The following is a 25,186-nucleotide window of genomic DNA, read 5'->3' as shown; positions in this document are numbered from 1 at the left end:
TGCTGCGTTAGCGTGTCTCCGTGCCGGGGAGGGCACACTGCGGGAGGGGCACCACATGTACGGACACACACCCACGGCGACGGCGTTCGCCCGGCCCGACGCACGTCCACTGGCCGCGATCGGCTACGCGGTACGAGAACTGTTGCGGGGCCGCAACGGCACCACCCAGATCGACGCGGACATCAAGCATCTCGGTGTCCGGATCTCCTGTGCCGCGATGACGCTGGTGGGGTCGCGCCGCGCGCCCGCGCCGGCGCACACCCCGGGTCACCTCGAGTCCGCCATCGCGGCCGCGGCGATGGCCGCCGTCGCCGACGCCGAGGAGTTCGAGCCGGCCGTCGACGAGGACGACATCGCGCAGACCATCACCTCCGCGGTCGCCATGTGGACGCGGGACGGCATCGATCTCTCGGCGATCCTCTCGGTCGTGGGCAGCGCCTTCGACACCGTCGTCCGCGCCGTGACCGAATCCGACACCGCCCCCTCGGCGGGCTCGGCGCCCGATCCCGCCGTCGACCGCCGGCAGACGGTGCGCGCGCTGTCACTGCTCATCGACATCCGCGGACGGGTGATCTCGATCGTGACCAGGGCGTTCGTCGCCGAGGCCGACCTCGAGCTCACGCCCCCCGCCGATTCACCACGCGAGTCGTTCGTCACCGAGGTCCTGGCCGGACGGATGCACGTCCACCAGTCCGCGGAGTTCGGTATCGCGGCTGCCGATCGCTATCAGGTTCTGGCGCTGGTCGCCGATGCGGGCGCCCCGACGTGGCGGCGTCTGCGGACGGTGGCCTCCGACGTCCTCGGCGACCGGGCCCTGTGTCTGGTCGGTGCGCGCGGCGGCACGGTGATCGTCCCGCTGCACCGGCCCGACGACGTCGTCGGTGCGGACACGGTCGAGGCGCTGCGGGAGGCGATGGGCGCCCACGTGACGTGCACGTCGGTCGTGGGCGGCCCCACCGACATCCCCCGCCTCGCGGCCGACGCCGACGAACTGCTCGAACTCGCCCGCGCGATCGGCAAGCCGCCGGGCCTCTACGGCCTGAGCGATCTGGTCATCGAGTACCAGGTCACCCGGCCCGGACCCGCACGCGACCGGCTCGCGGCGATGATCCGTCCGCTCGAGGACAACGCGCAGCTGCTCGAGACGCTGCGGATCCACATGTCGTGCGGGTTGAACCGTCGCGAGACCGCACGGCGTCTGTCGATCCACCCGAACACCGTCGACAACCGCATGACGAAGGTGTCCGAGGCCATCGGGCTCGACCTCAGCCGCCCACGGTCCATCGCCCAGACCCAGTCGGCGATCCTCGCCTTCGACGCAGCAGGGGCCGGCACCAGTCGGGGTGGCGTCACGCGGTCGATCGCCTGACACCTGTCCGCCACGTCGTGGTGGCCGGCGAGTTCACTCAGTCGTAGCGTTCAGCAGTCGTCTCGCCGAGTCCTCGACGACATGTGATGTGTCGTCGAGGTCGCGGACGGTGAACGACCTGTCGTCGATCAGAGCCTGCCACTTCTTGCCGTGAAACGCCTTCATGCCCTTCCGCAGATGCCGTACCCCGGAAACGTTGTAGTTCAGGGTGTTCGTGACAGTGGCGGCCGTTTTGCCGCGAAAGTGGTTGTGAAACGACAACTCGGTGGCGACCACGGCAAACCCGGCGTTTCGCAGCCGGATACACAGATCCAGGTTGGCCCCCCACGAGAAGGTGCCGAACGACCGGCCCTCGAACCCACCGACCTTGATCCATGCCTCGCGACAGATCATCATCGCGGTTCCGTCGATGCTCCGGAGTTCGCGGAAGCGGTCCGACGGCTCGTAATCGTGTGCCGGTCCACGGAACTCGGCGAGCTGAGCCGGGTGGCCGCGTCGGTCGTCATAGAGGGCGGTGACGGCGCCGACATTGTCGGGCAGTCGGCTGTCGAGGTATCCGTCGAAGAAACCACGAGACAACCGGACGTCGTTGTTCAGGGTCATCGCATTGCGGTGGCCCTCCGCAAATGCCAGGCGGAAACCCAGGTTCGACGCTTGCGCCCAACCGAGATTGGATTCCGGGGTGAGCACCCGCTCATGGCCCAGGGGCGTGTAATCTCCCTTGTTGTCGACGATTACGTAATCGACCCCTTCACGCTCGAGGTCGCGCACCAGAGAATGTGTGTATGCCACATGGCCGTAGACCGGCACGGTCACCAATAGTTCTCCCATAGCTCAAATTAACATCGCTCGGAGACCGAGTGGAAGCGTCGAAATGTCCTCCGATCGTGCGATTCTCGCTGAGTGTCCATCACCACCCTGTCGGTCGCCATCGGGTGGCGAGAGACAAATAACCCGTGTAGACAACAGCTTTCAGCGATGGACCGGTGCGGAATGCGTGCCGGAATACGATCGATTGCACGCATTGCTCAGGCATTCACAGATCACCTTCTCCGTCGGTTACCAGTAAGATCCCGCGCATGCAGGTATCTGTGGTGATCCCGGCCCTCGACGAGGAAGCGACCATCGGCGTCTGTCTACGGGCGATCCTCGCGCAGGGCCCCGCGGTCAACGAGATCATCGTCGTCGACAACAACTCGACTGACCGCACCGCCGAGATCGTCCGCGGGTTCGCGCGCGAGCACCCGGAGGTCCGACTGATCGCCGAGCCCCGAGCCGGGTTGGCCTACGCCCGCTATGCCGGGTTCGACGCCGCGACCTCGGAGATCATCGCCGGAATCGATGCCGACACGGCTGTCGGCGCGGGATGGGCCGACGCCATCGTCGCCCTGTTCGCCGAGCACGCCTCCGTCGGGGCGGGGACCTGCCCTGCGGTGTTCTACGACATGCCCGGCCAGGACCGGTTCCGACGGCGCGCCGCAGCGATGAACGCCCGGGCCGACGCCGCGGCCGCATCCGGTGCGCCGATGAATCTCTCGCAGGTCAGCGGGGCGAACACGGCTCTGCGGACCGCGGCCTGGAAGACCGTCAGAGAGTCCGTGTCCTACCGGCGCGATGTGTACGAGGATCTCGACCTGAGTATCAACCTGCGGGCTGCGGGCTGGTCGGTCGTCCTCGTCCCCGGCATGACCGCCGAGGTCTCCGGACGCCGGATGCTTTCGGGGCCCGGGGATTTCCTGCGCTACGGATTGTGTATCCCCCGGACCTACCGCATGCACGGTGAGCGCGGGAAGGCGACAGCGAGCCTGCTGATCGTGGTGGCGCAGACGGTGATCAACACACTGAAGCTTCCGAGCTCCCGGTCGTGGGATCCCACGCTGCGCCGGCACTCCTTCCGACGACTGCGGCACTCGGCCGCCGAGGTCCGGGTGCCCCCGGTGGGCGCCGGCCTCCACTGACCCCGTCGGGGGTCAGAACGATCGGTAGTCGCGGACGGCGAGACGATGTCCGCGTCGCTCGACGCGTGTGCCGTACAGCTCGATGAGCCGGACGACCCGATAGCGTTGTCCCCGATAGGGTTCGAGCAATTCGAGCATTCCCGCGTCGTCGACCGGTTCACCGATGAGCGTCTGCCCGACAGTTTTGCACACGTGGTAGTCACCGACGGGGACGACATCGGGATCACCCACCGCGCGACACCGCACCTCCGACTCGGTCCACCGCCCCACACCGCGGAGGAGCGTGAGCTTGGTGTGGTGACGTTCCACGTCGAGGTCGGTCGCGCCGCGGATGGTGCGCATGCGGACCGGTTCGATCCCGCTGCGATGCCACTCCCAACTCGGGATGTCAGCCCAAGCCCGCGGCGGGGGCGGCACTCTCATGTCGGCCGACGGGCCGTCGTCGGGGCCGGGAGCCGGTTCACCGAAGCGGCGCAGGAGATAACGCCACGCACGCCACGCCTCGCGACCCAGCACCTTCTGCTCCATGATCGCCGGCACCAACGCCTCCCAGACGCGATCGGTGCGTCCGAGCCGGACACCCGCGTGTTCGGATCGTCGCTGGAACTCGGCGACGACAGCGTCGTGGGCGACGAGCGCCGACGGGTCGTCGTCGGCGCCGAGCAGCGTCGGCAGATGATCGAGCAACCACGCCGCACCCGGACCCCAACCGTGCCCGGTGACGACACCGGACCGTCGGGTGATGGCGAGCGTGCCGGGGCCGTCGGGGGTGTGACTCGCCTTCCAGACCGAGCCGTCCGGGGCGAACCGGAACGACGGGTCGCCACTGCCGCGACGGTGCAGGGCGAGGGTGCGGCGGATGTCGAGCGGCCAGGGGGGTTCCCAGTCCCTGGTCAGCTCGCCGTCCATGACCGTCGGGGTGGGTGGGACCGTCGGGGTGACTGGGCGGTGGGACTCAGAGGTTGATCATGTGGCCGACGGCGCCGTGGAACGTCTCCTGCATGGCCTCCGACAGCGTCGGGTGCGTGTGGACGTTGCGCGCGAGCTCGTGGGCGGTGAGATCCCACTTCTGGGCCAGGGTCAGCTCGGGGAGCATCTCGGAGACGTTGTCGCCCACCAGGTGTCCACCGATGAGCTCGTCATGGGTGGTGTCGGTGATGAGCTTGACGAAGCCGGCCGGCTCGCCGAGTCCCTGGGCCTTGCCGTTGGCGGTGAACGGGAAGGTGGTGACCTTCACGTCGTAGCCCTCGTCCTTGGCCTGCTCCTCGGTGAGGCCGAACGAGGCGACCTGCGGCTGACAGAACGTCGCGCGCGGCATCATCCGGTAATCGCCCAGCGGCATGGTCTCGGCACCCGAGATGGTCTCGGCGGCGACCACGCCCTGAGCCTCGGCGACGTGGGCCAGCATCAGCTTGGCGGTGACGTCACCGATCGCGTAGATGCCGTCGACGTTGGTGCGCATGTACTCGTCGATCGCGATGGCACCGCGCTCGGTGAGCTCGACGCCGGCCTTGTCGAGGCCGAAGCCCTCGACCCGCGGGGCGAACCCGACCGACATCATCACCTTGTCGACGGTGAGGTCGCTGTCGGTGCCCTTGGCGTCGGTGTAGCTGACGACGACCTTCGACCCCTGGTCGTCGACCTTGTTCACCTTGGTCGAGGTCAGGATCTTCACGCCGAGCTTCTTGTACTGCTTGGCGAGCTCCTTGGAGGAGTCCTTGTCCTCGTTGGGGAGCACGCGGTCGAGGAACTCGATGATGGTGACGTCGACGCCGTAGTTGGCGAGCACGTAGCCGAACTCCATGCCGATGGCGCCTGCGCCGACGATCGCGATGGACTCCGGCAGCTCGCGGGTCAGGATCTGCGACTCGTAGGTCACGACGTTGTCGGAGAGCTCCACGCCGGGCAGCAGCTTCACGTACGAGCCGGTGTCGATGATGACGTTGTCGAACGTGACCTTACGGTCGTCACCGACGGTGATCGCCTTCGGGCCGGTGAACACCCCGTAGCCGTCGATCTCGGTGATCTTGTTCTTCTTCATCAGGAAGTGGACGCCCTTGACGATCCCCTCGGAGACCTTGCGGCTGCGGTCGTACGCCGCGCCGAAATCGAAGGTCACCTCGCCGGAGATGCCGAAGGTCTTTGCCTGTGAATGGAAGATGTGGGCGAGCTCGGCGTTGCGCAACAACGCCTTCGACGGGATGCACCCGACGTTGAGGCACACACCGCCCCAGTACTTCTCTTCGATGACGGCGACGGACTGCCCGAGCTGGGCGCACCGGATCGCGGCGACGTACCCTCCCGGACCTGCGCCGAGGACAACTGTGTCAAAGTGTTCAGCCACGAGCGCCAGCCTACGTTGCCCGAGTGTGCCCACGCAGGCCGACCGACACAAGTTCGCGCACGGCGCAAGGGGCCGGTGGCGGAGCCGACATTCTCCGCGCTTCGGTCGCCGTGGTTGTGGGCCGGCGGGCACCGGGAACATACTCCGACGATGTCTGTCGTCCACCGTCCGCTGACCGTCGAATCCGCCCTGACCACAGGCCATCTCGATGTCGTCACGCTCGGTGTCTGCCTTGTCGTGCTTGCCGCGTACTGGTGGGCGTGGCGGCGGGCGACGGTGTCGGCGGGCCGGGGCGCGGCGTTCACCGTGATGGGTGTCGGGGTGTGGGTGATCTCGACGGCCGGCTTCGTCGGGGCGTACGCCGACGTGCTGTTCTGGGTGCGTGCGCTGCAGGTGGTGATCCTGCTGCTCATCGTGCCGTTCGGGCTGGCCGCGGGGATGCCGCTCACCGTCGCGCGAGAGGCACTGGGGCCGCGAGGCAGGCGGCGGTTCGACGCGGCCATGGCCTCGACGGCGGCGCGGGTGCTGACCTATCCGGCCGTCACCTCGGCGGGGGTGCTGATCACGCCGTGGCTGTTCTACCTCACCGGCTGGTACGAGGCAGTGCTGCGCGGCACCGCCCTCGACGTCGTCACCCGCCTGCTGTTCGTGCTGGTCGGCTTCGGCTACTTCTGGTCGCGGCTGCAGGTCGACCCTGTGCCACGCCGGTTCCCCCAGGCCCTGTCGCTGCTGATCACGCTGGTGGAGACGATCGGCGACGGCCTGCTCGGGGTCGTGATCTGGCAGGGTTCCGACATCGCGCACGGCTACTACGCGGCACTCGACCGCACGTGGGGGCCGTCGCTGCGCACCGATCAGATCATCGGTGCGGGCATCCTGTGGGTCCTCGGCGACGTGGTCGGACTGCCGTTCCTGCTGACCCTCATGAGTCGCTTCCGGACCGAACAGACCCGCCGGGCCGACGAGATCGACGCCGAGATCGATGCGGGGATCGGAAAGCGGCCGGCGGCGGGGGCCACAGGCGATTCCGATGGGAGTGCCGAGGACGCCGCGCCACCCGCACTCTGGTGGGAGACCGACGCCACCCTGCGCGACCGGTTCCGGTGATCGGGCGCCTGACACAATCGGGCGGGTGACCGACACGGCGAGCAACCCCGACGATCCGTACCTCTGGCTCGAGGAGGTCACGGGCGACGAGTCGCTGGCGTGGGTCCGCGAACACAATCAGCCCACCCTCGACGAACTCACCGGCGGCGAGCGGTTCGCCGCTCTCGAGGCCTCGGCGCTGGAGATCCTCGACACCGACGACCGCATCCCGTACGTACGCCGGCGCGGTGAGCACCTCTACAACTTCTGGCGCGACGCCACCAACACCCGCGGGTTGTGGCGACGGACCACGCTCGAGTCGTACCGCACCGACCGCCCCGACTGGGATGTGCTGATCGATCTCGACGCCGTCGCCGCGGCCGAGGGCGAGAACTGGGTGTGGCAGGGCGCGGCCGTCCTGCGACCCGATCACGAGCGCGCGCTGGTGTCGTTGTCGCGGGGTGGCGCCGATGCCGCCGTCGTCCGCGAGTTCGATCTCGTCGCGCGCACGTGGGTCGATCCCGGCGGACCGGAGCAGGGATTCGTCCTGCCCGAGGAGAAATCCGACATCGGGTGGATCGACCGCGACACCGTCTTCGTGGGAACCGATTTCGGACCCGATGCCGACGAGGTGTCGTCGCTGACCGAGTCGGGATATCCGCGTATCGCGAAACGCTGGACCCGTGGGACACCGCTCGCACAGGCGCAGACGGTGTTCGCCGGCGAGCGCACGGATGTCGCCGTGCAGATCAGCCACGACGCGACGCCCGGCTGGGAGCGGGACTTCCTCGTGCGGGCGGTCGACTTCTTTCACCAGGTCACGTTCGAGGTGCGCGACGGCGACCTCATCGAGATCGGTGTCCCCGACGACGCCCACACCGTGATCCGCCACGACTGGCTGTTCGTGCTGACCCGCTCGGACTGGGTACTGGGCGAGACCACCCATCCCGCAGGGACTCTCGTGGTGTTCGACTACCCGGGGTTCCTCGCGGGCGAGGAGTCGACGGGGCGTGTGCTGTTCGCCCCGGATGCGCACACCAGCCTGCAGGACGTGCGCGCCACGAGGTCGCACCTCGTGCTGGTGACGTTGCACGACGTGCAGACCGAGGTCCATCTGCTGACGCTGGGCGACTGGGTGCGGGGCGAGCTCACGGGCTTGCCACCGCTGGCCACGATCTCGGTTCTGGACACCGATCCCGATGTCGGTGACGAGATCTTCCTGTCGGCGAGCAGCTTCACCACCCCGCCGACCCTGCTCCACGGCAGCACCGTCGACGGCGTCTCGCCTCTGAAGCAGAGCCCCGCCCACTTCGACGCCGAGGGCATCTCCGCGACACAGCATTTCGCGACGTCCGACGATGGCACCTCGGTGCCCTACTTCGTGGTCAAACGCGACGACGTCGCCGACGGGCCGACCCTGCTCTACGGCTACGGCGGTTTCGAGAACTCGATGACCCCGGGCTATGCGGCGATCTCCGCGCGGAGCTGGATCACGCGGGGCGGCATCTACGTGATCGCCAACATCCGCGGCGGCGGCGAGTACGGACCGTCGTGGCACACCCAGGCCTTGAAGGCTGGTCGCCACCTGGTGTTCGAGGACTTCTCGTCGGTCGCGAAGGACCTCGTCACGCGCGGTCTCACGTCGCCGGATCGGCTGGCCGCGCAGGGCGGGTCGAACGGCGGGTTGCTGATGGGTGTCATGGTGACGAGGTACCCGGAGTTGTTCGGCGCCATAGTGTGTCAGGTGCCGCTGCTCGACATGAAGCGGTACCACCTGCTGCTCGCGGGCGCGTCGTGGGTGGCGGAGTACGGCAACCCCGACGATCCGGCGGAGTGGGAGTTCCTGTCGGAGTACTCGCCGTATCAGCGGATCGTCGCCGACGCGCGGTATCCCGACCTGTTGATGACGACCTCGACCCGCGATGATCGCGTGCACCCCGGGCACGCCCGCAAGTTCACGGCGCGAATGGAGGAACTGGGTCACCGCGTCCGGTACTACGAGAACATCGAGGGCGGCCACGGCGGCGCGGCCGACAACAAGCAGTCGGCCTTCAAATCCGCTCTGGCATACGAATTCCTCTGGCAGACGATCGGTTCCCGCTGAACGTATTGCTACTGCTGAGTGTGTGGAAAGTCGAGTCGAGTGGTACGGCTGAGTGTGCGGAAAGTCGAGTCGAGTGTGCTCACCACCAGACGCGAGCCGACAGACGAACAACGCACACTCGACGACGACTTTCCGCACAGTCAGCGGCGGTAGAACCCCACCACAGATCAAGCGGCGGGATACAGCTCGACACCAGGCCAGGTGATGTCGAACGCCCGACTCGCGGTGAGGCCAGCGTCAGATGGGTTCCGGAAACGCTCGAGAAGTTCATCGATCCGGTGCAGCTGGTTGGCACGAAGGCGATCGGGCGGATCAGCGTTCCGCCGCCAGCCGTACCTGCCCTTGTCGGGACCATCCGCGATCTTTTTCGTTACCCACTGATGCGGCTCACTCCCGACGGCCCGATTATGCGGTCCGCACGCGGGCGCCAGGTCGGTGGAATCGGTGACGCCGCCGTCGGCCCAGTCGTTTTCGGCGTGGTGCATCTCGGTATGGGCAAACGGGACCGGACAGTCGTCTTTGCTGCAGCCGCCGTACTTGGCGAACGCCATCAGCCGTTGCGCCTGGGACGCCAGCCGCCTGCCGCGACCGAAGAACAAGGGTTCGCCGGCGACGTCGCTGAACACCGCGAGATGGGTCTGCGCGGTCGCGGCCAGTTTCACCACCTCCGAGATCGGTAGGTCGGTCCCGGTGGCGGCGCGTGCGATGCCGGAGTGTTCACGTAGCTGTGCGTCGGTGATGGAGACGATGATCTGCGGCGGCAACCCGCGATGCGATCCGCCGAGGAGTCCGCCGTTGACTGCGGCGTCGAGGAGGGCTTTCAGCGCATCGTGATTGCGCTGGGACTGCGAGCGGCAATCACGGTCAGCGGCCTCGCGTAGGAGTTCGGGAGCGACGTCGGTGTGGTCGCCTTTCGGGGACTGCTCGTCGTCGGGGTTGTTCATCCCGGGCGCCGCCCACTTCGCCAGCACGACGTCGAACAGTGCTCGCGTGATCGGATCCAGTGTTGCGGTGAGCTGCGACATCAACTGCGAGTCCTGGCACCCCAGCGACAGTTTCCGATTCCGTGCCCGATCTCGATCGTCGGTCAGGGATCCATCAGGATCGAGGTGAGCGAGGATCCGCACCCCTGCGGCGGCAATTTCTTTCGGCGTCAGCGTCGTCGCGAACTCAGCGAGGGTCTCCTCCGCGAACGCTCGGCGTTCAGGCTCGACCGCGGTGGGGATCTTGGCCATGACGTCCAACACGGCGTGGACGTGGTCGGGACCGATCGAACCTGCGGCCAACTCTCGTGCGGTGTTCGGGCATACCGGCGGAAGTTTCTCGCCGGTCATCGCGTGCATCGGCTCGAGGGCCTGCACTTCTTTAAGGCGCTTCTTCGGTTGCGTGATGCGCAGTTTCGTCTGCAGGAACTCGGTAAGAGTCACGCACCCCGCCGCGCGGTGCGCATCGCGATCGGAGACCTCGAGGATTCGGCGGTTGCCGGCGGATTCCATGCGCCGGATGATGCGTTCGTGTCGGATCGCCACCTCGGCGACGGTCTTCTCGTCGTAGGCGTCGGAGGAGGCATCGTCCATCTGGTCCAGGACGTGTTCGATGGCAGCGTAATTCGCCAAGAGATCGTTCACCGCTGCCCCCTCCCCAGGTGGTTCTGTACATTCAGATTAGCACGGATGTTCGATGCTTTGGGGGTTGATTTTGGTGAATAGTGTTGCACGCTGGCGTATTTCGCGCTTTTGGTTGCGTTCTACCACCGCTGACGGTGCGGAAGCCGATCGTCGAGTGTGCGTTGTCCCGTCGTCGGCTCACGCAAGGCGGTGAGCACACTCGACGAACGTTTCCACACAGTCAGCACCACCAGCACCACCCGACCGAACGTTTCCACACAGTCAGCACCACCAGCACCCCAGGCCGTCTCAGCGGCGGGAGCGCTCCAGGGTCAGGGAGGCGAGGATGCCGACGGCGATCGCTGCCACGCCGACGCCGCCGACGATGAACGAGATGTGGTGGAGGTCGTCGATGGAGGAGTCGATGACGATCCGCGCGATCTGGCGGGCCGAACTCTGGGCGCCGGCGACCTCGTCGTCGGCCCGGCCGCGGGCGAACACGCCGAGCACCCAACTCACCGCACCGGCGATCACGAGCCCCACGCCCAGCGCGGAGAGGGTGACCCCGCGTCGACGCGCGAGGATCAGCGCCAGCAGGGCGAACACCACCGCGATACCGGCGGCGACGAAGGCGATGCGGGTCACCTGGTCGCCGGCCGTCGCGTAGCGTCCCGCCTCGAGACCGCTGCGGCGGGACTCGCTCAGCGGGATCTCGACCGGCTGCGTGATGCGCACACCACTGATGCCGAAGTCGCGGATCGCGCGGTTCACCATCTCGGTGAGGTCGAGGGTGAGGACGCCGTTGCGTTCGGCGTCGGTGGTGGGCTCGGTGAACAGCCAATCGTGCTGCTGTCCCAGCACATCGGCGAAGTCGGCGACGAACTGGTCGCTGCGTGTGTACGCGCCGGTCGCCGGACGGACGAGCGTCGCGCTGATCGTCCCGTCGGTCTGATCGGAGATCTGGGCCGCGATCTCGTCGGCCATCAGGTCCTGGATCTGCCTGTCGTGGGCCATCGGCGACACGAACGACGTGAACCCGTCCCTGTCGACCACGCGGTAGTGCACCCACAGCGACGGCAGGGCCCCCACCATGGCGATGATCGCGATCAGGGTCGCCAGTCCCGCACCAAACGTCCGCACGCGCCCCACGCTACCGATCCCGTGCGAGCGGGCGCCGCTACTCCCCCAGCAGGTCGCGCGCGCGTCCGACGATCAGCGGGTCCGGGGTGCCGACGACCTCGGTGTCCTTGCCCGAATAGTCGAACAGGTTCAGCACGTGACGCATCGCGTTGACCCGGGCACGCTTCTTGTCGTTGCTCTTCACCACGGTCCACGGCGCATGATCGGTGTCGGTGTGGGAGAACATCTCCTCCTTCGCCGCGGTGTAGTCGTCCCACTTGTCGAGCGACGCGAGATCCATCGGCGACAGCTTCCACTGCCGCACCGGATCGACCTGGCGGATCGCGAAGCGGGTGCGTTGCTCCAGCGCGGTCACCGAGAACCAGAACTTCACCAGGTGGACGCCGTCGTCGATCAGCATCTGCTCGAACAGCGGGACCTGCCGGACGAACCGCGCGTGCTGGGCGTCGGTCGCGAACCCCATGACCCGCTCGACGCCGGTGCGGTTGTACCAGGACCGGTCGAACAGCACGATCTCACCGGCGGCCGGCAGGTGCGACACGTAGCGCTGGAAGTACCACTGCGTCGACTCGCGCTCCGACGGCTTCTCCAGAGCGACCACGCGCGCACCGCGCGGGTTGAGGTGTTCCATGAAGCGCTTGATGGTGCCGCCCTTGCCCGCGGCGTCACGCCCCTCGAACAGGATGACCACCCGGGCGCCGGTGTCCTTCGCCCAGTTCTGCAGCTTGAGCAGCTCGATCTGCAGCAGACGCTTCTCGAGTTCGTACTCGCCGCGCGACATCCGCTCGTCGTACGGGTAACCCTCACGCCAGGTGTCGACGACGGAGTGGTCGCTGCGCAGGATCAGACGGGGGTCGTCGTCGTCGGAGTCGTCGACGGTGAATCCCGACGTGTCCGCGAGGTCGACCACATGGGCCAGTTCCTCGCGTCCTATGGACGTGCTGAGGTCGACGCCGTTCACCAGTTCGGTCACCCGCCGAGATTAGAACGACGGTCGAACCGCCACGTGACGTGCAGGTGAACGGCGGGCGTCACCGCGAGGGTCCCTCAGCGCACGTTGGTGAAGTACGTGCGACCCGTCCCGAAGCAGAAGGTGCCGCTGGTGCTGTCGTAGGCCGCGGCCGCGCCACCGCTGCAGCGGACGCCACCCTCGCCGGAGTACGCCGCACCACCGATGCCGGCCACGGAGATCGACGTGCCGCCGGTACGTGCCTGCGCGACGGAGAGCCCGCCGGGTCCGACACTGAAGGAGTAGCTCGTGCCGCCGCTGCGCGCACCGGCCAGAGCGGTCGAACCGGGCGCGGTGTTGAGTGCGTTCGCGCGGCCGTTGGTCAGGGACGAGGCCACCGCGGTGCCCGCACCTGAGCGGTCCTCGGCGTGCGCCGTCGCCACGCCCTGGGCGCGTGCACCACAACTCCCGGCGCCCACAACACGATTCACCTGACCGTTGTTGGCCGCATCGCAGACCAACGGGGCCGCCGAGGCGCCCCCGGTACCGACGAGCGACATCGCGCCCACGGCGCACGCGCCGACGAATCCTGCTGCAACCGTGCGCACTGCCATCCGCGAACCAACCCGAAACATGCTGAACCTCAACTGATCTTCTCGAAACCCGCGATCCCGGCGGCCACCGACTCGCACGCGCCAACCGTACTCGCCGACACGCCGTCATCACTGTCAGCGCCGTGCATCGATCAGGTCACGAACTGCCCGTGCCCGCCCCCGTCAGGAACTGCGGCGCTTCGCCTCGGCGGTGAGGCCTTTCTTCGCGGTCTCGACGGCCTTCTTCTGGGCCTGCTTCACGATCAGTCCGGGCATCTTGATCTTCAGATCGGCCTCGAGCTCGAACGCCACGTGCGACCCACCGTCTTTCTCGGTGACCGTGTAGGTGCCCTTCTGCGAGGACAATTGGTCGCTCTCGACCAGTTCCCACGTGCAGCTGTTCTCGGTCCAGGTGTAGTCGAGGACCTCGTTGTCGGTGATGCCCGCCATCGTCACCGCGACCTTCACCCGCTTGGGACTGCCGTCGGAGTGCTCCTCGAGGATCTCGGCGCTCTTGTGCGGGCCCGACCACTCGGGCAGCGCCTCCACGTCGAGCAGGATCTCCATGATCACCGACGGTGCGACGTCGACATCGAATTCGGTGTTACCACTGACTGCCATGGCAGCGAAGGTACCCGACCGGACCACGACCGCGTGGCCGATCACCGCCCCCGGCGCCCACCGCCTACTCGGTCTCCTCGAGACGCAGCGGCCAGGCCTCGTCGGGAATGTCGTGAATCGTGCACGGACGATCGCTCGCGGTGAACCATCCACGGAAATGCATGATCTCGCCCAGGGTCACGTTGCGGACCGTCGCGTCGAGACGGAAACGCTGCTCGGCGTCGTCCCACTCCTCGACGTAGCGCATCGATGTGGCGAACAGACCGCGCATCCCCATCCGTAGTCCGCGGCTGAGCATCCTCATCGGCTCGCTCTCGAGGATCAAGGATCCGCCCGGACCGACGCGGGGATTGAGCGGGATCAGGAGATCGGGACCGTCACCGAAGTAGTCGACGAGCCCCGACGACCCGTTCACGAGGAGGGAGTGCAGCCGCTGCTCGCCGTTGGAGTACGCGAAGCGACGGATGACGGCGAGCGACTCGCGACCCCGCTCGTCGACGTAGCAGTAGTTGTCCATGAAGAACGGGACCAGGCGGCTCGTGGTCGTCGGCATCACGTTGCGTTTGCGGAAGAACCGCAGCACCGGGGGCGTGAGCTTCGAGGTACAGAACACCGACTCGACGATCCCGCTCGTCACCTGCGCGACGCCCGACGTCGAATCGACGCCGTACCGCCACTGGATGTTCGGGTGCAGCTTGGTGAACTCCGAGCCCAACGCGGCGCGATACACCGGTGTCATCCGCGCACCACCGCTCCCGACCCGGACATGACTGGTGAATCTACTCCCGCGACACCCCAGCCGTCACAGGAACACCATCAGGCCGGCCGCACCGTTCACGAGGGTCGACCACGCGGTCGGCAGAGCGGTCCCGCCGCCACCACGACCGGCCGACGGGTAACTTCAGCGCGAGGTCCACACGTCTTGTCGAATCCGGGGGTACCCGTCCATGTCGTCGCCCAGCGATGCGCTGTCCGCACTGACCCTCGACCCCCTGCCGTCGGAGGGATATGTGTTCACCACGCAGTGGCCGGTGCGCACGAGCGACATGAACGAGAACGAGATCCTCGGATACGACTCCGCTGCCCGCTACCTGCAGGAGGCGGGCGCACTGCACCTCGCCGACGGCAACGCCCTCGGCGACCACGAGTTCTGGATCGCGCGACGCACCGTCATCGACATGATCGAACCCATCAGCTGGCCGAACACCGTCACCGTGTCGCGCTGGTGCTCGGGGTTGTCGTCGCGCTGGTGCGACATGCGCGTGCAGATCGTCGGCGACAACGGGGGCCGGGTGGAGACCGTCGGCTTCTGGCTGAACATCAACATCGAGACCGAGGGCATCGGCCGGATGAGCGACTACGTGATCTCACGCCTGTCGACGACCACCGACAACACCCGCCTACGCTGGAAACCCATGCTGACCGAACCACTGCCCGCCGAGTCGCCGCGCACCTTCCAGATCCGCCGCAGCGACACCGACCGATTCGGCCACGTCACCAACGCGATCTACTGGCAGGCCGTGGCGGAGGTCGCGCCCGAGGTCGCCGAACTCGTCACTGCCCCCCACCGCCTCGTGGTCGAGTTCAACAAGCCGATCATGTACGGCCAGGAGGTCCACCTGACCACCGCGCCCATCGACGACGGACTGCTGGTGTGGCTGTCGGTCGACGGTGAATCCCGTTCGCACGCCTCGATCACCGCGTTGGCGTCCTGATGTCGACGACCGAGCCGCTCGCGGCGACCCCGCTGACCGATCGCCCGACCGAGGGTTACGTCTTCGACACCGGGTGGCCGCTGTCGAGCGCCGACATCGACCAGTACGAGGGCCTCAGCGTCGACGGCATCGCCCGGTACCTGCAGGAGGCGGGGGCGCAGCACCTCGTCGACGCCGGCGCCTTCGAGACCCACAAGTTCTGGATCGTGCGACGCACGGTCATCGACGTCATCCGCCCCATCACCTGGCCCGACGAGGTACACCTGTCGCGCTGGTGCTCGGGGATCTCGCCCCGCTGGTGCAACATGCGCGTGCGCATCACGAGCGACAACGGGGGTCTCATCGAGACCGAGGGCTTCTGGATCAACATGAACATGGAGACCCAGTCGCCGGGTCGCCTCGAGGACGAGTTCTTCGACATGTTGGCCACCACCACCGACAACCACCGCCTGCGGTGGAAGGCGTGGCTGAACACCCCGCTGGAGAACGAATCCGATCAGCGGTTCGTGCTGCGGCACGCCGACACCGACCGGCTCGACCACGTGAACAACTCGGTGTACCTCCAGGCGCTGCGAGAGGTGTTCCCCGACAACACCGAACTGCTGAGCACCCCCTACCGCCTGGTGATCGAGTACAACAAGCCGATCACCTTCGGCGAGGACGTGCGCATCACCACCGCACCCACCGACGGCGGCATCCTCATCTGGCTCTCGGTCGACGGCGACTCCCGTGCCCACGCGTCGATCACCGCGCTGCCCCGCTGAGGCCAGAGCCGAGAACGGCCGTCAGACTCCCTGACCCTCGTAGACGTTGTACTGCCGGGCGAGGAGGAATCCCGCCGATGCGCTCCAGCACGACATCCCCGACACCGTCGATTCGCAGGTGATCCCACCGGTGGAGATGATCTGTCCGTACTGCAGCACCCGGCCGCCGACGACCCCCTGGCCCAGATATCCGGAGCCACCGACGAACAGCGGTTGGTTCAGGCACTTCCTCAGGACCACGTCGCCGAGCAACTGCAGCGAGTACTGACTGCCCCCGTCGTTGCGACAGGTGATCCCACTCGCTCCGGACACCGACGTCGTCGCCTGGCAGCCACTGGGTAGCTTCGGATCGTCGGGATGGATTCCGCAACGGACGTTCCCGCTCGGGGATTGGAAGTAGTACGCCGTGACTCCCGCGCCGGTTCCGCGGAAGCCGTTCGCGTCGACGTTCGCATCCGATGGGTACCGCCCGACGAGTGCCGGTGCCGGGGTCTGCTTCGGCGCTGCGGTGTTCGCAGGTGCGCTCTCGTTCGTGGCCGCGGGGTCGGTGACCTCGGCGGTGGCGTCGGCCGTGGACGCCGGCGCATTGCCCGACTCGACCGGCGAGAGCGTGTCGACGGAGTTCGTGGACTCGACGGTCACCGTCGCCGTCGCCGACCGCGGCGTCGCATCGTCGGTCCCGCAGGCGGACACACCCACGGCCACCGCGATCAGGCCTGTCACCAGCGCGATCGATGTCTGTGCTCGCGTGTTCATCATCGTCTCCCCTTCCGAGTCGTCGTGGTACCAGCAGGTACCGTCACCGTGATGATCGCCGGGGGGAGCGACAGTGTTTCGTGTCGTTACGTAATCGTCATCACCATTCTCACAGTATGGGCGTACGGTTAATTCAGCAGTACGGACGTACTGTTTGATGGGAGGCCGACATGTGGAACCCGACGCAGTACCTCGCATTCGCCGATCACCGGGGACGGCCCTACGGCGAACTGCTGGCGCGCATCGACTCCGACGCCCCGCGGCGGGTCGTCGATCTCGGTTGCGGCCCCCGGCACTCTCACCGTCGGACTCGCCGCACGCTGGCCGAATGCGCTCATCGAGGCGACCGACACCTCCCCGGAGATGGTCGCCGCCGCACGAGATCGCGGCGTCGACGCGCGCCTACAGGACGTGCGTGACTGGCACCCCACACCCGACACCGACGTCGTCATCTCCAACGCGACCCTGCAGTGGGTGCCCGAGCACCGCGAACTGCTACGACGCTGGGTCCGCGAACTGCATCCCGGCGCACACCTGGCCTTTGCGGTACCCGGCAACTTCGAGTTCCCGTCGCACCGGATCATCCGATCCGTCGCCGGATCACCCCGCTGGCGGGACATGCTGTCGCAGATCGACTTCCGCGGCGGCGACACCGTCGACGACCCCACCGGCTACGCGACACTGCTCGCCGACGCCGGCTGCGCCGTCGACGCGTGGGAGACGACCTACATCCAGCGACTGACCGGCGATAATCCGGTCCTCGAGTGGGTCACCGGCACCGCGCTGACCCCGGTGCGATCGGCGCTGGTCGACGACGACTGGGAGGCGTTCCGCGCCGACCTCGCCCCGGAACTGTCGGCGGCCTACCCCCGCCGCAGCGACGGCACCACGTTCTTCCCGTTCCGCCGGATCTTCGTGGTGGCACGTACCGGTGCCGACGCCGGCGAGATCAGACGACCGTGATGCCGGCGTCGGCCATCTCGGCGACCGCGTCGGCCGAGGTCGCCGGCGCGACACCCGCGATGAAATCCGTCAGCAGCCGCACGGTGAACCCGGCGGCCAGCGCGTCGAGAGCCGACGCCCGCACGCAGTAATCGGTGGCGATACCGACGACGTCGACGTCGGTGACCCCGTAGGCACGCAAGGCGTTGACCAGCGCCGAACCGTCGTCGGTCGAGCCCTCGAACATCGAGTACGCGGGTACACCCTGCCCTTTGCGCACATGCAGATCGACCGCGTCGGCGACCAGGTCGGGGTGGTACTCGGCACCGGGCGTGCCCGCCACACAGTGCACCGGCCAGGTGATCTCGAAGTCGGGTTCCGACGTCGTCGCGAAGTGACCGCCGTTGTCGTTGTCGGCGTCGTGCCAGTCCCGCGAGGCGACGACGATGTCGTATTCGGCGTCGGCGAGGTACTCGGTGACACCGCGCGCGACCGCGGCACCACCGGTGACACCGAGGGCGCCACCTTCGGTGAAATCGTTCTGGACGTCGACGATCAGCAACGCGGTGACCATCACCCGATCCTACGGACGGCGGTGTCCGAAGGCCGCCCTCCGCAGGCTACGGACGGAGGCGCACCACCTGCGGGTCGTGGTCGGAGGTCTGGTCGGCGAACTCGGCGTTGAGATGGATGACCTCGTACCGCGCCCGCGCGCGCAGACCGGGGCTGACGATGATGTGGTCGAGCACCTGGGAGACCCCGGAGTAGACGTAGGTGTACTGCTGGTCTCGCGGCAGCGTGGTGATGAGGTCGACGAGCCCGGTGCCGCCCCCGACGAGGGTGCGGACGGCGGGACTGAACTGGTAGTCGTTCAGGTCACCGGCCACCACGATCTGCGCGCGCCGGTCGACCGCCTGCAGGCTGCGGATCCAGGCGTTCTCGACACGGGCCTGGGCGAGGCGCTGGGTCTCGGAGCTGCGCGTGGGCGGTTGGAAACGGCCGTCGGCCGATTGGTCGCCGCCCTTGGAGGCGAAGTGGTTGCCCACCACGAACACCGTGCGACCACCGAACGTGAACTGCCCGACCAGTGGCTTGCGGCTGTTCGCCCACGCCGGATCGCTCTGCGCGATGCGCCCCGGCGACACCGAGAGCTCCGCCCCGCCGTCCGCCCCGCGCTGCGGTGTCGTCGCGGTGGTCGCGGTCGCGGCTCCGCGGTCGACGAACGAGACACGAGACGGGTTGAACAGGAACACCGTTCGGATGTTGCCGCCCGGCTGACCGCCGTCGGCGTCGTTGCTCGGGTCGACGTCGCGGTGGTCATACCGCGGACCGCCGGCGGCGGCGATCGCGTCGACCAGGGTCGCGATGGTGGTGTTCGCGGCGGTGGTGCCGTCATCGGTCGCGCCCGAGTTGTCCTGCACCTCTTCGACGGCCACCACATCGGGGCTCGCGAGGTTGGTGACGATGCCGCGGGCGAGCGCCGCGTATTTCGCGGCCGGGTCACGTGGCGCCAGGTTCTCGACGTTGTACGTCGCCACCGACAACTCCGATGCGTCGGGCTTCGAGGCCACGGTCGGTGTGAGACCGCCGGGCACCACCACGGGCAGCGTCGGGGCGGCGATGGTGAAACCGCCGAAGCTCGACCAGTCCACCTGCCCGACAACGGGACCCGCGAACCGGTCGCCGACGTTCATGCGAGGCTCGGCGCCGTCGAGGGCGGCGACCTTGACCCGACCTGTCGGCAGGTCGTAGCTCGACAGCAGCGCGCCGCCCCGGATGGTGCGGTCGGAGTTCGGTTTCGAGGTGATGTAGACGTCGCCGTAGGTGTTGCTCGGCGCGATGATCCGCGGCGCCGGCACCGACACCCGCTCACCCTCGTGCGACTCCCAGAACTCCTGGGCCGATCGCGCGGGTACCGCGCGGCGGATCTGCTCGACGTCACCCGCCATCGGCGGCGCGAAACGGGACGGGACCGTCGACGGGGAGATGACGACCGGCGCGGGGAGCGCGTTACCCGACGACACCACCGTCACCGTCGGCGACGTCAGCTCGGTGACGCTGAGGTCGGTGGGGTCGGCCGCCGCCCGATACTCGGTCACCGTGGCTGCGACGCTGACCGCGTCGCCCACGGTCACCGTCGGCGCCGTCGATCCCGTGAACACGAAGACGCCGTCGGAGGTCGACCGGTCCCGATCGGGTGAGGCCGACTGCATCCAGAACCCGCGCGGGGACCCGGTCCGGACCGCCGTCACCACTCCCGGCACCCCGGATACCGCCTGTCCGGCCAGCGGCGAGGTGAACCCCGGTCCCTGGATCGCGGCGATCGTGGTCGTGGCGGTGGTCGCCGGCGCGGCGACGGCGATCGCGCCGGGCGCGAGGGCGGTCGCGAGCGCCAGGGCGAGGGGCGGGACGAGGCGGGTCAGACGCATGGTCGAGAACATTAGCCTCACCAACTACATCGAGATGAACACGCGGAGAACGCAACACCTCGCCCCCGACCGATCGACACCGACGACGTCAGCTGCGGCCGGATGCATCCGTCCGGTCGGCGACGACCTGCTCGAGCGCGGAGGTGAACGTCTGCGCGGGCTGGGCGCCGGAGATGCCGTAGCGACCGTCGAGGACGAAGAACGGGACGCCGGCGATGCCGTGGGCGCGCGCCTGGGCGATGTCGGCGTCGACCTCGGCGACGAAGTCGTCGCCGGCCAGCGCCGCGAGCACCGATGCGCGGTCGAGACCGACCTCGGCGGCGAGGTCGGCCAGCTCCTCGGGGCGGCCCAGATGGCGTCCTTCGGTGAAGTACGCGGCGAACAGCCGCTCGGCCAACTCGCGCTGGCGACCCTCGCGTCGCGCGAGATGGAGTACGCGATGCGCGAGCCGGGTGTTGGTGTGGTGGAGGCCGTCGAAGTCGTAGGCCAGGCCCTCGACGGCCGCGAGTTGCGTCATCTCGTCGAGCATCTGCTCGACCTGCGCCGACGACATCCCTTTGTGCCCGACGAGGAAGTCGACCTCGGAGCCGTCGAAGTCGGTCGGGGTGTCGGGCGCGAGTTCGTAACTGCGGTAGGTCACCGTCACGTCGTCACGCCCGTCGAACCCGGCGAGTCCCTGCTCGAAACGGCGCTTGCCGATGTAGCACCACGGGCACGCGATATCCGACCAGATCTCGACGTCGATGGGTTTGCTCATGTCCGTCTCAACCACCCCGACACACCCACGATTCCGCACCACCGGGCCATCGGCTCGCTCCGCCCGGTCGCGCGAATAACCGCCACGGGGTCGCTCGGGCAAATCCGCAGACGACATGGGCCCACGCTGAGAAGAACACTCGCCTCAGGATGTCCGAGTTGCGACTGTCGACTCATGGTCGTCATCACCCACGCCGGGCCGTCCGCGGCGGTCACCACCGATACCGCGGTCGCGGAGGGTCCGAACCCGAGGCCGACGTCGCCGAGTCGATGGCAACGGCACCGCTGGACCGTGATCCGCGTCCTGTCGCCGATCGCGTTGCTGGTCATCTGGCAGATCGGCAGTGCGCTACGGATCATCCCCGAAAGGATCCTGCCCGCCCCGTCTCTGATCGCCGACGCCGGCGCCGAACTCGTCCGCACCGGCGAACTGGTCGACGCGCTGGTGGTGTCGGGGACGCGGGTGGTCGAGGGGCTCGTGCTCGGCGGCCTGATCGGCGTCGCGCTCGGCGCGGTGGTCGGACTGTCGCGTGTGGCCGAGGCGACCGTCGACCCGCCGCTACAGATGCTGCGGGCGCTGCCGCACCTGGGGTTGATCCCGCTGTTCATCCTGTGGTTCGGCATCGGTGAGACCCCGAAGATCCTGCTCGTCGCGCTCGGTGTCGCGTTCCCGCTGTACCTGAACACGTTCTCCGCGATCCGGCAGATCGACCGGCGCCATCTCGAGACGGCCACCGTGCTCGGATTCTCCCGGCGACAACGCTTCTCACGGGTCATCCTGCCCAGCATCGCGCCACAGCTGCTCGTCGGGTTCCGGCAGTCGCTGGCCATCGCGTGGTTGACCCTCATCGTGGCCGAACAGATCAACTCCGACGCCGGACTCGGGTTCATCATCAACCAGGCTCGCGACTTCCTCCGCGTCGACACCATCATCTTCGGGCTCGTCGTCTACGCGTTGCTCGGCATCATCACCGACGGCGTCGTGCGCGTCCTCGAGGCCCGCGCGGTGCGCTACCAGGCCGACCGATGACGGCCACCGACACCGTCGTCGCGTCGTTACGCGGAGTCGACAAGTGGTACGCCGACCACCACGTCCTGCGCGGTGTGGACCTCGTCGTCACGCGGGGCGAGATCGTCGCGCTCGTGGGACGATCCGGTTCCGGCAAGTCCACCATCCTGCGCGTCCTCGCCGGGTTGTCCGACGACCACACCGGCGCCGGCCACGTCGCCGGACGACCGGCCGTCGCGTTCCAGGAACCCCGACTGTTCCCGTGGCGCACGGTGATCGACAACGTGTCCTATGGACTCAATCCCTCCGGGGTCACCGGGGCGGCTGCCCTGCGCGCCGCCGAGGCGACGCTGGTCGAGGTCGGCCTCGACGACAAGTTCGAGGCGTGGCCGGCCACGCTCTCGGGAGGACAGGCGCAGCGGGCCGCATTGGCCCGCGCGCTCGTCGGCGAGCCCGAACTACTGCTGCTCGACGAGCCTTTCGGCGCACTCGACGCGCTCACCCGCCTGTCGATGCAGTCGTTGCTCCTCGACCTGTGGCAGCGGCATCGATTCGGGGTCCTCCTGGTCACGCACGATGTCGACGAGGCGGTGGCCCTCGCCGACCGTGTCCTCGTCCTCGACGACGGCGCGATCGTCGATCGGGTCGAGGTCGACCTGCCCCGTCCGCGCGACCGCGGGACATCGACCTTCGCGGGGCTCCGGGCACATCTGCTCGAGGCGCTCGGCGTCCACTGATCCACCACTGATCGACCGAAAGGAAGTCATGCTGTTCACCTCTCGACCTCGTTCGCGCCTTGTCGCGGCGTCGTCGCTGACCCTTGTCGTCGTCGTCTCCGCGCTCGCCGGGTGCGTCTCGCGGGAATCCGACACCGGGTCGTCGGCCGCGCCATCGACGGTGGACGCGAGCCGGTTGTCGTCGGTCACCCTGAACGTCGGCGACCAGAAGGGCGGGACCCAGGCCCTACTGGAGGCGTCGGGACAGCTGACCGGTACCCCGTATCGGGTGTCGTTCTCCACCTTCACCTCCGGCCCACCGCAGGTGGAGGCGGCGACCGCGGGACGCATCGATTTCGCCGTCACGGGTAACACACCGCCGATCTTCGGCGCCGCGGCCGATGCCCGCATCAAGGTCGTCAGCGCGTACACCAACGACGCGAGCGGCGATCAGATCCTGGTGCCGAGGACCTCGACCGCGCATGGCGTCGCCGACCTGCGCGGCAAGCGGATCGCCTTCGGCAAGGGCAGCTCGGCACACGGGCACCTGTTGCTGCAGTTGACGAAGGCCGGGCTGACACCGGCTGACGTGACCCTCGTCCCCCTGCAGCCCGCCGACGCACTGACCGCGTTCACCGCCGGACGGGTCGACGCTTGGGCCATCTGGGATCCGTTCACCGCACTCGCGCAGCAGCAGACCGGTGCGCGGACGCTGACCACCGCGGAGGGTGTCGCCAACGGTTACGGATTCGGCATCGCCTCGCAGCAGGCTCTCGACGATTCGGCGAAGAACACCGCGCTGGCCGATCTCGTGTCCCGGCTCGCCAAGGCCTCGGCGTGGGCGGTGGCCAACCCCGAACAGTGGTCGGCGAGGTATTCGGCGGCGGTGAAGATCGATCCGGTCGCCGGCGAGCAGGCCCAGCGACGCAGCCTACGACCGGCCGTCGCCCTGGATCAGACCGTGATCGATTCCGAGCAGAAGCTGTACGACGCCTTCGTGGCCGCGAAGCAGATCCCCGCCGGCAAGCCGTTCTCCGACTTCGTCGACACCCGCTACGACGCCACCGTGAAGGAGGCCATCCAGTGAGCGCACGCATCTTCTGGTTCCTGCCCACCGCCGGTGACGGGAGGTCGATCGTCGGTGCCTCGCATGCGTCGTCGCATCGCGTCGAGCCCGTCGGCTTCCGGCCGCCCACCCTGCGCTATCTGACCGAGGTCGCCCAGGCCGCCGACCGCCTCGACTACGAGGGCGTACTCACCCCGACAGGGACGTGGTGTGAGGACGCGTGGTTGACGACCGCCGCACTGCTGCAGGCGACCCGCCGACTCAAGTTCCTCGTCGCGTTCCGCCCCGGGCTGACCCCGCCGACGCTGGCCGCGCAGCAGGCCGCCACCCTGCAGCGGATGTCCGAGGGGCGGTTGCTGCTCAACATCGTGACCGGTGGCGACGACGCCGAGCAACGCCGCTTCGGAGACTGGGTCGATCACGACAGGCGGTACGCCCGTACCGACGAGTTCCTCGACCTGGTTAACCGCATCTGGACGCAGGAGTCGGTCGACCATTCCGGCGAGTTCTATCGTGTCGCCGACGCCAAGGTGTCGCAGGCGCCGGACCCGTTGCCGGAGTTCTGGTTCGGCGGTTCGTCGGATCCGGCGCTGTCCGTCGCGGCGCGTCGGGTCCAGACCTATCTCACGTGGGGTGAACCGCCCACCGACGCCAAGGCGAAGATCGATCGGGTGAAGGCACTGGCCGCGGCCGAGGGTCGCAGGCTCCGCTACGGCATCCGGCTGCACACCATCAGCCGCGACACCTCCGCCGAGGCGTGGGCGGTCGCACAGAAGTTGCTCGACGAGTTGCCGACCGACCAGATCGCCGACGCACATCGGCTGCACTCGTCATCACAATCCGAAGGACAGCGCCGCATGGCCGCCCTGCACGGTGGTCGCACCGATTCACTCGAGATCTACCCGAACCTGTGGGCCGGTGTCGGACTCATCCGCGGCGGGGCGGGCACCGCACTGGTCGGGTCACACGAGGAGGTCGCGAACCTCATCGGCGAGTACCACGATGCAGGGTTCACGGAGTTCATCCTGTCGGGCTACCCACATCTCGAGGAGGCGTACCACTTCGCCGAGGGCGTCCGCCCGATCCTCGACCGACGCGGGATCACCGCACCCGCTGCGCGTCACGCGGCCTGACCGAGCCGTCCCGCGACCGTCTCTGTCTCCCGCGACCGTCGCAACGGTCGCGCGAGGCGGGACCGGTCGTGGGAGTGGTGAGCAACTGCACATGTGACCGATGTCGTATTCCGTTCGGCGGGGCGCCGG

Annotated in this window: 24 protein-coding genes; 11 read left to right on the top strand and 13 right to left on the bottom strand. The window is 68.0% G+C overall.

Features of this window, described 5'->3' with window-relative positions:
* The first annotated feature begins 55 nt into the window (after positions 1-55).
* Complete coding sequence (locus ACQ7HM_RS13545) at positions 56-1,369, top strand: PucR family transcriptional regulator (protein WP_434216757.1); 1,314 nt, start codon at positions 56-58, stop codon at positions 1,367-1,369.
* Positions 1,370-1,402: 33 nt separating this feature from the next.
* On the opposite strand, the gene ACQ7HM_RS13540 is transcribed toward ACQ7HM_RS13545, so the two are convergent.
* A complete protein-coding gene (locus ACQ7HM_RS13540; protein ID WP_434216756.1) occupies positions 1,403-2,185 on the bottom strand; it encodes a glycosyltransferase family 2 protein in 783 nt (260 codons plus the stop codon).
* A 263-nt stretch (positions 2,186-2,448) separates the two neighbouring features.
* On the opposite strand from ACQ7HM_RS13540, the gene ACQ7HM_RS13535 reads away from it, so the two are divergent.
* The gene (locus tag ACQ7HM_RS13535; RefSeq protein ID WP_434216755.1) at positions 2,449-3,327 is read left to right on the top strand and encodes a glycosyltransferase family 2 protein; all 879 of its coding nucleotides are present in this window, start codon (positions 2,449-2,451) and stop codon (positions 3,325-3,327) included.
* 12 nt (positions 3,328-3,339) lie between these two features.
* Here ACQ7HM_RS13535 and ACQ7HM_RS13530 read toward each other — a convergent pair whose 3' ends face one another.
* Together ACQ7HM_RS13530 and lpdA are read right to left on the bottom strand one after the other, a co-directional pair.
* Positions 3,340-4,236, bottom strand: a complete 897-nt coding sequence (locus ACQ7HM_RS13530; RefSeq protein WP_434216754.1) for a DNA-3-methyladenine glycosylase family protein — start codon at positions 4,234-4,236, stop codon at positions 3,340-3,342.
* A gap of 46 nt (positions 4,237-4,282) precedes the next feature.
* Positions 4,283-5,671 carry a dihydrolipoyl dehydrogenase gene (gene lpdA, locus ACQ7HM_RS13525; RefSeq protein ID WP_434216753.1) on the bottom strand — a complete coding sequence of 463 codons (1,389 nt, stop codon included), beginning with the start codon at positions 5,669-5,671 and terminating at the stop codon, positions 4,283-4,285.
* Between the two features lie 150 nt (positions 5,672-5,821).
* Between lpdA and ACQ7HM_RS13520 the strand changes: the two genes are divergently transcribed.
* Together ACQ7HM_RS13520 and ACQ7HM_RS13515 are read left to right on the top strand one after the other, a co-directional pair.
* Complete coding sequence (locus ACQ7HM_RS13520) at positions 5,822-6,778, top strand: cytochrome c oxidase assembly protein (RefSeq protein ID WP_434216752.1); 957 nt, start codon at positions 5,822-5,824, stop codon at positions 6,776-6,778.
* Positions 6,779-6,803: 25 nt separating this feature from the next.
* Positions 6,804-8,861, top strand: coding sequence for a prolyl oligopeptidase family serine peptidase (locus tag ACQ7HM_RS13515; RefSeq protein ID WP_434216751.1), 2,058 nt, complete (start codon positions 6,804-6,806; stop codon positions 8,859-8,861).
* 167 nt (positions 8,862-9,028) lie between these two features.
* Here ACQ7HM_RS13515 and ACQ7HM_RS13510 read toward each other — a convergent pair whose 3' ends face one another.
* From ACQ7HM_RS13510 to ACQ7HM_RS13485, 6 genes are all read right to left on the bottom strand, one after another.
* Positions 9,029-10,489 (bottom strand): DUF222 domain-containing protein, encoded by a 1,461-nt coding sequence (locus tag ACQ7HM_RS13510; RefSeq protein ID WP_434216750.1) that lies wholly within the window; start codon positions 10,487-10,489, stop codon positions 9,029-9,031.
* 288 nt (positions 10,490-10,777) lie between these two features.
* Positions 10,778-11,608 (bottom strand): hypothetical protein, encoded by an 831-nt coding sequence (locus tag ACQ7HM_RS13505; RefSeq protein ID WP_434216749.1) that lies wholly within the window; start codon positions 11,606-11,608, stop codon positions 10,778-10,780.
* Positions 11,609-11,645: 37 nt separating this feature from the next.
* A complete protein-coding gene (ppk2, locus tag ACQ7HM_RS13500) occupies positions 11,646-12,572 on the bottom strand; it encodes a polyphosphate kinase 2 (RefSeq protein ID WP_434216960.1) in 927 nt (308 codons plus the stop codon).
* Between the two features lie 83 nt (positions 12,573-12,655).
* A complete protein-coding gene (locus tag ACQ7HM_RS13495) occupies positions 12,656-13,171 on the bottom strand; it encodes a DUF6764 family protein (RefSeq protein ID WP_434216748.1) in 516 nt (171 codons plus the stop codon).
* A 162-nt stretch (positions 13,172-13,333) separates the two neighbouring features.
* On the bottom strand, positions 13,334-13,771 hold the full coding sequence (locus ACQ7HM_RS13490; protein WP_045821824.1) for an SRPBCC family protein: 438 nt from the start codon (positions 13,769-13,771) through the stop codon (positions 13,334-13,336).
* Positions 13,772-13,835: 64 nt separating this feature from the next.
* Positions 13,836-14,510: a DUF4166 domain-containing protein gene (locus tag ACQ7HM_RS13485; protein WP_434216747.1), complete on the bottom strand. Its 675-nt coding sequence runs from the start codon at positions 14,508-14,510 to the stop codon at positions 13,836-13,838.
* 208 nt (positions 14,511-14,718) lie between these two features.
* On the opposite strand from ACQ7HM_RS13485, the gene ACQ7HM_RS13480 reads away from it, so the two are divergent.
* Both ACQ7HM_RS13480 and ACQ7HM_RS13475 read left to right on the top strand, forming a co-directional pair.
* Positions 14,719-15,486, top strand: coding sequence for an acyl-[acyl-carrier-protein] thioesterase (locus ACQ7HM_RS13480; protein WP_434216746.1), 768 nt, complete (start codon positions 14,719-14,721; stop codon positions 15,484-15,486).
* Positions 15,486-16,250 carry an acyl-[acyl-carrier-protein] thioesterase gene (locus tag ACQ7HM_RS13475; RefSeq protein ID WP_434216745.1) on the top strand — a complete coding sequence of 255 codons (765 nt, stop codon included), beginning with the start codon at positions 15,486-15,488 and terminating at the stop codon, positions 16,248-16,250. The genes ACQ7HM_RS13480 and ACQ7HM_RS13475 overlap by 1 nt, the downstream gene beginning before the upstream one ends.
* 21 nt (positions 16,251-16,271) lie before the next feature.
* Here ACQ7HM_RS13475 and ACQ7HM_RS13470 read toward each other — a convergent pair whose 3' ends face one another.
* Complete coding sequence (locus ACQ7HM_RS13470) at positions 16,272-17,006, bottom strand: hypothetical protein (RefSeq protein WP_434216744.1); 735 nt, start codon at positions 17,004-17,006, stop codon at positions 16,272-16,274.
* Between the two features lie 150 nt (positions 17,007-17,156).
* On the opposite strand from ACQ7HM_RS13470, the gene ACQ7HM_RS13465 reads away from it, so the two are divergent.
* A complete protein-coding gene (locus ACQ7HM_RS13465; protein ID WP_434216959.1) occupies positions 17,157-17,969 on the top strand; it encodes a trans-aconitate 2-methyltransferase in 813 nt (270 codons plus the stop codon).
* Here the strand turns inward: ACQ7HM_RS13465 and ACQ7HM_RS13460 are convergent.
* The 3 genes from ACQ7HM_RS13460 to ACQ7HM_RS13450 all read right to left on the bottom strand — a co-directional run bounded on the left by ACQ7HM_RS13460 (position 17,956) and on the right by ACQ7HM_RS13450 (position 21,134).
* Positions 17,956-18,522, bottom strand: a complete 567-nt coding sequence (locus ACQ7HM_RS13460; protein ID WP_434216743.1) for an isochorismatase family protein — start codon at positions 18,520-18,522, stop codon at positions 17,956-17,958. The genes ACQ7HM_RS13465 and ACQ7HM_RS13460 overlap by 14 nt on opposite strands.
* Before the next feature lie 46 nt (positions 18,523-18,568).
* Positions 18,569-20,377 carry an endonuclease/exonuclease/phosphatase family protein gene (locus ACQ7HM_RS13455; protein ID WP_434216742.1) on the bottom strand — a complete coding sequence of 603 codons (1,809 nt, stop codon included), beginning with the start codon at positions 20,375-20,377 and terminating at the stop codon, positions 18,569-18,571.
* Positions 20,378-20,465: 88 nt separating this feature from the next.
* Positions 20,466-21,134 carry a DsbA family oxidoreductase gene (locus tag ACQ7HM_RS13450; protein ID WP_434216741.1) on the bottom strand — a complete coding sequence of 223 codons (669 nt, stop codon included), beginning with the start codon at positions 21,132-21,134 and terminating at the stop codon, positions 20,466-20,468.
* 174 nt (positions 21,135-21,308) lie between these two features.
* On the opposite strand from ACQ7HM_RS13450, the gene ACQ7HM_RS13445 reads away from it, so the two are divergent.
* Genes ACQ7HM_RS13445 through ACQ7HM_RS13430 form a run of 4 tightly spaced genes read left to right on the top strand, consistent with a single transcriptional unit; the run spans position 21,309 to position 25,057 of the window.
* Positions 21,309-22,163, top strand: a complete 855-nt coding sequence (locus ACQ7HM_RS13445) for an ABC transporter permease (protein WP_434216740.1) — start codon at positions 21,309-21,311, stop codon at positions 22,161-22,163.
* Positions 22,160-22,879: an ABC transporter ATP-binding protein gene (locus ACQ7HM_RS13440; protein WP_434216739.1), complete on the top strand. Its 720-nt coding sequence runs from the start codon at positions 22,160-22,162 to the stop codon at positions 22,877-22,879. The genes ACQ7HM_RS13445 and ACQ7HM_RS13440 overlap by 4 nt, the downstream gene beginning before the upstream one ends.
* A 28-nt stretch (positions 22,880-22,907) precedes the next feature.
* Complete coding sequence (locus tag ACQ7HM_RS13435) at positions 22,908-23,945, top strand: ABC transporter substrate-binding protein (protein ID WP_434216738.1); 1,038 nt, start codon at positions 22,908-22,910, stop codon at positions 23,943-23,945.
* Entirely contained in the window at positions 23,942-25,057 is a 1,116-nt protein-coding gene (locus ACQ7HM_RS13430; RefSeq protein WP_434216737.1) for an LLM class flavin-dependent oxidoreductase, read from the top strand. Before ACQ7HM_RS13435 ends, ACQ7HM_RS13430 begins: the two co-directional genes overlap by 4 nt.
* The last annotated feature ends 129 nt before the right edge of the window (positions 25,058-25,186 follow it).

This window comes from Williamsia sp. MIQD14, from assembly GCF_051025635.1.
GTDB lineage: Bacteria > Actinomycetota > Actinomycetes > Mycobacteriales > Mycobacteriaceae > Williamsia_A.
Note: the sequence above shows the minus strand (reverse complement) of the source record. Positions and strands in the feature narration are given on the sequence as shown.